General features: G+C 75.7%; 6 protein-coding genes. 2 read left to right on the top strand and 4 right to left on the bottom strand.

All coding sequences use genetic code 11. The features are described 5' to 3' along the window. Window positions 1-152: 152 nt before the first annotated feature. A complete protein-coding gene (locus ABQ292_RS13400) occupies window positions 153-1,106 on the bottom strand; it encodes a cyclase family protein (RefSeq protein ID WP_369207109.1) in 954 nt (317 codons plus the stop codon). A gap of 263 nt (window positions 1,107-1,369) precedes the next feature. Here ABQ292_RS13400 and ABQ292_RS13405 point away from each other — a divergent pair, with 263 nt between their 5' ends. Together ABQ292_RS13405 and ABQ292_RS13410 are read left to right on the top strand one after the other, a co-directional pair. Beyond that, complete coding sequence (locus tag ABQ292_RS13405; protein WP_369207111.1) at window positions 1,370-1,984, top strand: GDSL-type esterase/lipase family protein; 615 nt, start codon at window positions 1,370-1,372, stop codon at window positions 1,982-1,984. After that, the gene (locus ABQ292_RS13410; protein WP_369207113.1) at window positions 1,981-2,589 is read left to right on the top strand and encodes a GNAT family N-acetyltransferase; all 609 of its coding nucleotides are present in this window, start codon (window positions 1,981-1,983) and stop codon (window positions 2,587-2,589) included. Before ABQ292_RS13405 ends, ABQ292_RS13410 begins: the two co-directional genes overlap by 4 nt. Window positions 2,590-2,720: 131 nt before the next feature. Here ABQ292_RS13410 and ABQ292_RS13415 read toward each other — a convergent pair whose 3' ends face one another. From ABQ292_RS13415 to ABQ292_RS13425, 3 genes are all read right to left on the bottom strand, one after another. Beyond that, entirely contained in the window at window positions 2,721-4,451 is a 1,731-nt protein-coding gene (locus tag ABQ292_RS13415; protein WP_369207115.1) for a DEAD/DEAH box helicase, read from the bottom strand. A 165-nt stretch (window positions 4,452-4,616) separates the two neighbouring features. Beyond that, window positions 4,617-5,516 (bottom strand): phosphotransferase, encoded by a 900-nt coding sequence (locus tag ABQ292_RS13420; protein ID WP_369207117.1) that lies wholly within the window; start codon window positions 5,514-5,516, stop codon window positions 4,617-4,619. Between the two features lie 47 nt (window positions 5,517-5,563). Continuing rightward, a complete protein-coding gene (locus tag ABQ292_RS13425; RefSeq protein WP_438940589.1) occupies window positions 5,564-6,526 on the bottom strand; it encodes an alpha/beta hydrolase in 963 nt (320 codons plus the stop codon). Between the last annotated feature and the right edge of the window lie 254 nt (window positions 6,527-6,780).

Genomic DNA, 6,780 nt, shown 5'->3' on the forward strand with positions numbered 1-6,780 from the left:
CCACGCTGTCGGGCGCCGCCGCGAGTGAGGCGCGGAAGACGTCGAGCAGCGTGTCGTGCTCGGGCTGGATGTCGGCCGGCTACCCCTCGCCGCAGAGGGCCAGCCGGGGCCGGTCGGCGTGGACGCTCAATGCCCCCTCGCGGTCGGACGGCTCACTTGACGGCGAGCGGGTTGACCGGGGAGCCGGTGGCCCGGTGGACCTTCAGCGGCGCCGCGGCGTAGAGGAACGTGTACTGGCCGTCGGCCGCGCAGCTCTCGGCGAGCTTCTCGAGGTCGCAGATCTCGGTGAGGGTGACACCGAGGTTGCGCATCAGGGCGCAGTGCAGCGGCAGCGCCGTGCCGTTGTTCGGGTCGTAGGTGACCTCGTTGGCGATGGTGTCGGTGACCAGGTTGGGGATCTCCATGTCCTGGAACCAGCGCACGAGCTCGGGGCTGTAGACCAGGCCGGGCTCGTTGAACCCCTCGTAGAAGGCCTCGCCCTGGTCGAAGAACAGCTGCAGGAAGTTGGTCCGGACGACCAGGATGTCGTGCTGCTCGATCCGGGTGCCCTGGGCCTCGGCGCAGGCCACGAGGTCCTCGTGGGTGAAGGTCTCGCCCTTGTCGAGGGTGTCCTTGCCCCGGAACCGGGCCATGTCCAGCAGGATCCCGCGGCCGACGACGCCGCGCTGGGCGATCGGCTCCACGCTGGCCTTGGCCATGCCGCCGACCGTGCTGCGGGCGTCGTAGCCGTTCCAGATCTGGCCGTCGTACCAGACGTGCCCGAGGGCGTCGTACTGCGTGGAGCCCTGGAGGAACGCGTCGATCTTGTCGTCGGCGTAGTGCAGGCCGCCGGGGAACTGCGGGGCCTCGGCGGAGTCCCAGGTGGACTCGTCGAGCAGCATGGTGCGGACGGCCGGTGAGCGGCCCGGCCAGACCGGGTCGCCCTTGGGGTCGCCGATCAGCCGCTGGAGGGTGAACACCTGCCCCTGCCGGATGTGCTGGACGCCGCGCATCACCTCGTCCGCGGTCAGGTAGTTCAGCGCACCGACCTCGTCGTCCTCCCCCCACTTGCCCCAGTTCTTCGGGGCGTCGGCGAGGACCTCGGTCATGTCGGGGGCATCGGCCACAATCGTCTCCCAGCAGTCGGTGAGGCCCCCGAACGAGCGCTCGGCTCCTCGGGGGCAGGGAAGGTGGTCAGCGTCACAACGGGGGAACTCCGGTGTCAACGGCGTCGGCCGCTCGGCCCCCGTGACGTTTGACGATGCACTGGTGTGCATGACCATACTGCTGGCATGACCCGATCCCCCCGCACCGTCCCGGCCGTCGTCGTGCGCACGTCCGCGCCGCGACGCCGCCGCGGTGGTCCGGGGAGCGGCGACCGCGCCGTGCCGTGAGCGCCCCGCCCGACGTCCGGGTGTGCTTCCTCGGCGACTCGCTGACCGCGGGCGTCGGGGACCCGACCGGTGCCGGGTGGGTCGGCCCGGTGTCCGCCGCGGCGCGGGAGGCCGGGTGGCAGCTCACCGCCTACGGCCTGGGCGTGCGCCGGGACACCTCGGTCGACGTCGCCGGTCGCTGGCTCGACGAGGCCCGCCGCCGGCTGCGGGACGGCGACCGGTACGGCGCCGTGTTCGCGTTCGGCACCAACGACGTCGACGTCCTCGACGGGCGACGGCGGGTGGACCGACAGCACTCCCTGACGACCCTGGCGGGGCTGCTCGCCGACGCGGAGGCCGCGGGGTGGCCGGTGCTCGTGATCGGTCCGCCCCCGGTCGCCGACGGCGATGCCAGCGCCCGGGCGGCCGACCTGGCAGACGGCATGGCGGAGGTGTGCGCCGGCACCCACGTGCCGTTCGTGGACCTCGGCCCGCTCGCCGCGGACGCCGTCTGGACCGCCGAGGTCGCCGCCGGAGATGCCGTCCACCCCTCGGCAGCGGGCTACCGGCGGCTGGCCGCGGTCGTCGCTCCGGCCTTCACCAGGTGGCTGTCGGCCGGGGCGCTCCGGTGAGCGCGGTGCGGGCCTGCGCGTTGCGGGCGGTGCTGCTACCGGTGACCCCCGGCCCGCCTCCCGGCTGGACCGTGCGCTCCCCCGACGCGGGCGACCACCCGCGCGTACTGGCCGTGCTCGACAGGTGGTGGGGCGGCTTCGGCGGCGGGGCCGGGTCCCGCGAGCGGGCGCTGCTCGTGCCCCGGCTCTTCCTCGAGCACTTCGCCGACACCAGCACGCTGGTCGAGGACGCCGACGGCCGCCTCGTCGCCTTCCTGGTCGGCTTCCTCTCGCCCGCGCGACCCGGGACGGCCCACGTGCACTTCCTGGGCGTCGACCCTGCCGTCCGGCGCGGCGGCCTGGGCCGGTGGCTGCACGCCCGCTTCGGCGCGGTGGCCTCGGAGCGTGGCGCCCGCGAGGTCCGGTGCGTCACGAGCCCGGGCAACGCCGCCTCGATCGCCTTCCACACCCGGCTCGGGTTCCGCGCCGAGCCCGGCGACCTGCTCGTGGACGGCGTCCCCGTGCACGCCGACCACGACGGCCCCGGCCTGCACCGCGTCGTCCTCGCCCGGCCCGTGGCCGACCACGACCCCGGACGGATCCCGTGCCCGCCGACCTCGCCCTGACCCTGGTCCGCGGCCGGGCCGGTGACCACGACGACCGCGCGATGGCGGCTGGCCCCTCGCTCGCGGCCGCCCTGCCGGCCCTCGATCGGTGAACGCGGCAGCGACGTCGCCGGCTGCGACGCACGGTCCCGTCAGGGACGCGGACGCTCCCGGCGGACGGTCACCTTCCGCCCCTTGACGGTGGTGGCCTTGAGCGCGGCGATGACGTCCTCGGCGGCGGCCTCGGGCACCTCGACCAGCGAGAACCGCTCGGCGATCTCGATGGCACCGACGTCACGGCCGCGCAGCTCGGTCTCCCCCGCGATCGCGCCGACCAGGTCGCCCGGGCGCACCCCCGCGCTGCGGCCGGCGCCGATGAACAGCCGGGCCGTGTCGCCGCCGCCGGACCGGCGCTCCCGGGGACCCCGGCCCTGCCCGCGATCGCCCCGGTCGCCGTCCCGCCGCGGCCGCTCGGGTCGCAGGGTGACCTCGGGGATCTCCTCGTCGTCGTCCGGGCCGGTGGTGGCCTCGTGCGCGAGCTTGACCGCGGCCAGCGCCACCTCGACGACGTCGAACTCGTCGGTGAGCGTGTCGACGACGGCGCGGAAGCGCTCCAGCTCGTCGCCGAGCAGGCTCTCCCGGAGCGCGGCGCGGGTCAGCTCGAGCCGGCGGGCCCGCAGGTCGGCGACGGTGGGCACCCGCTCGACGTGGATCGGCGCGCCGGTGACCCGCTCGATCGTCTTGAGCATCCGGTGCGCCCGCGGCTCGACCAGGGTGATCGCCACGCCCTCGCGCCCGGCGCGGCCCACCCGGCCGATGCGGTGCACGTAGGTCTCGGCGGCGGCCGGGACGTCGTAGTTGACGACGTGGGTCAGCTGCTCGACGTCCAGGCCGCGGGCGGCGACGTCGGTGGCCACCAGCAGCTCGGCGGTGCCGCCGCGCAGCCGGCCCATGACCCGGTCGCGCTGCTCCTGGCTCATCCCGCCGTGCAGCGCCTCGGCGCGGTAGCCGCGGGCGTTGAGCGTCTCGGTGAGGTCGTCGACCTCGTCACGGGTCCGGCAGAAGACGATGGCCGCCGTCGGGCTCTCGACGTCGAGCACCCGGCCCAGCGCCGCCGCCTTGGCGGCGCGGGCGACGACGAACGCCGTCTGGCGCACCCGCGGGGCCTCGCCCTCCACCGGCATCTCGCGGGCCAGCTGGATGCGCAGCGGGTCGCGCAGGTGCCGCCGGGCCATCGAGTCCAGCCGGCTCGGCATGGTGGCCGAGAACAGCACCGTCTGCCGCTCCTCGGGCACCTCGTCGAGCAGCGCCTCGAGGTCCTCGGCGAAGCCCATGTCGAGCATCTCGTCGGCCTCGTCGAGCACGACGGTGGCCACCCCGCCCAGGCGCAGGCTGTTGCGCTGCACGAGGTCCAGCGCCCGGCCGGGGGTGGCGACGACGACGTCGACGCCGGCCTCCAGCGCCCGCAGCTGCCGCGGGATCGGCTGCCCGCCGTAGACCGGCACCACCCGGGCGCCGAGGTCGCGGCCGTAGCGGTGCAGCGCCTCCGACACCTGGATGCACAGCTCGCGGGTGGGCACGAGCACCAGCGCCAGCGGGTCCCGGCCGGGCCGGTCGTCGGGCAGCCGCTGCAGCACCGGCAGCGCGTAGGCCGCCGTCTTGCCGGTGCCCGTGGCGGCCTGGCCCAGCAGGTCGCGGCCCGCGGCCATCGGCGGCACCGCCTCGCGCTGGATCGGCGTCGGCTCCTCGTAGCCCAGCCGGGTCAGCGCGGCCAGCAGCTCGGCGCGCAGTCCGAGGTCGGCGAAGGTGGTCACCGCCTCCTCCGTCCCCGTGGGCGCCGCTCCCCGGTCCGGGCCGGTCGCCGTCTCCACCTCGCTGGTCATGCCCTGATGGTCCCCGGCAGGGAAGACGGCGCGGAGCCCGGGTGGCCGGACGGCCGCGCGCGCACCACGTGCCCGGCGGCGTCGTCGGCGTGCCGGTCGGCACGCCCCTGCCGGAACGGCCGTGGGGCGGGCCCCGGAACGCCTCCCGAACGGCGCCCCGCCGACTCACCCGTCCGAGCCGGCGAGGAGGCGGCCGAGGGTCCGTCGCCCCCAGCGGCTCATCACCGGGTTCGACTCGGCGTAGTACCAGACGAGCCCCATCGACTGCTCGAAGGCCCAGGCCATCCCGCGTCGCCACTGGACCTCGCTGCACCCCAGTGCTTCGCGCACCAGCTGCCGTGGCTCGTCCTCGAGGAGGTGCCAGACGGCGACCAGGTCGAGCGCCGGGTCGGCAGCGGCGAACCCGCCGCCGTCGAGGACCCCGACGAGTCGGCCGTGCTCGACCAGGACGTTCGGCGGCGTGAGGTCGCCGTGGCACATGACGTCCGGGTCCGGCGCCGGCAGTGTCCGCAGCTCCGCCCACACCTGCCGTAGACGTGCCACGTCGAGCACGCCCTCGCTGTTGCGGAAGCAGACCTCCATCCACCCGTCGTGGTCCGTCAGGTCGCCACCCCGGCCGTCACCACCGAAGCGTCGTCCCCGCGTGTCCGCGGACCTCAGCCGCGTGAGGAGCGCGGCCAGGTCCCGGGCGAAGCCGGAGGACCTGGCCGGGTCCTCGACCGTCGCGTCGCGCCCGGGCACCCAGGTCTGGACGCTCCACGGTGACGGGCAGCCGTGCCCGGGCTCCCCGAGGGCGACGGGGACGGGCGTCGGGACGGGCGAGACGAGCGCCAGCTCGCGTGCCGCGGCGGCCTCGGCCTCCAGCTGCGCGCGGAGCCGGTCGGGATCCTCGCGTCTCAGCGGGAAGCGTGCGGCCAGGTCGTCCCCGAGCCGGAAGACGGCGTTGACGGTGGCGGCGGACCGCACCTCGCGGACGTCGAGCCCGGCCCACTCGGGGAACTGGTCGGCGACGAGCGCGCGAACCGTCCCGGCGGTCACCTCGACCTGGTCCTCGTGCACGGACACCCCGGCATCCTGCCCACGGCCTCCCGCGCGCAGGCGGCCCGGAGCGGTCAGTGGGACACCGTCGCCTGGGCGTCGGTGGTGAGGGCGGCGCGCAGAGCGGCGGCGATCTCCTCGAGGGCGGGGTCGGCGTCGCTGAAGGTGGCCGGGTCGCCGAGGAAGCCGTGCAGGTGGCCGTCCCACCGCCGGTGCTGCACCGGCACGCCGGCAGCCTCCAGCGCCCTGGCGTAGGCCTCGCCCTCGTCACGGAGGACGTCGTACTGGACGGTGAGGACGTAGGCCGGCGGCAGCCCTGCCAGGGACGCGGCACGCATCGGTGAGGCGTCCGGCGAGGCGGGGTCACCGTCCGGGCCGAGGTAGTGGTCCCAGTAGGACAACCCGTCCTCGTAGAGGAGGCCGAAGCCCCGCCCGCACTCGGTGTAGCTGGGGTGGGCGCTGCGGTCGCGGTAGGCGACGGCGTCCACGGGCGGGTAGACGAGCACCTGCAGTGCAGGTGGTGGCGCCCCGGCGTCGCGGAGCCGGCGGACGAGCACGGCGGTGTTGTTCCCGCCGGCGCTGTCCCCGGCGACCGCGACCCGCCCGCCGCTGTCCGGCGCCAGGACACGGACGTGGTCCGTGGCCCAGCCGTGGACCGCTTCGGCGTCCTCCACAGCAGCGGGGCAGCGGTGCTCGGGCGCGCGCCGGTAGCCCACCGAGACCACGGTCGCCGGGACCCGGTTGGCCAGGCGGCGGGTGAGGCCGTCGTAGCTGTCGATCGTGCCCGTGACGTGTCCGCCACCGTGCAGGTAGACCACCACGCCCAGCGGACGCCCGGCGGGGGTGTGCACCCGCACCGGGACCGGCCCGGCCGTTCCGGGCACCGTGGTGTCCACGACCCGCGCCACCGGCTCCACGACCCGCGGCGGCACGTCGGCCGCCGCCCGGGCCTCGGCGACGGTCAACTGGTGGTCGGGGCGGACGCCGGCCAGTCGCCGGCGCTCGAGGAAGGCGGCTGCCTGCGGGTGCAAGGGCATGCTGAACACCTACCGCACGTCGCTGCAGCGCGAACCCCGGCCCCAGGTGGGCGGCGACCTCGCGCACCGTCCACCCGGCACAGGGGCGGGGCGTCCGCCACCGCTCCGCCGAGAGGCCGTCGAACACGTCAGCGGGGAGCAGCCGGTCCGCGGTGGCGATGGCGTACAGCTGCGCAGCTGGTCCGTCCACCCGGCCACACCGTGGAGCCCGGCGCCCACGGGACGACCACCGCCTGCGCCTGACCTCGTGGCAG

The sequence above is a fragment of the Geodermatophilus maliterrae genome, assembly GCF_041018925.1.
GTDB lineage: Bacteria > Actinomycetota > Actinomycetes > Mycobacteriales > Geodermatophilaceae > Geodermatophilus > Geodermatophilus maliterrae.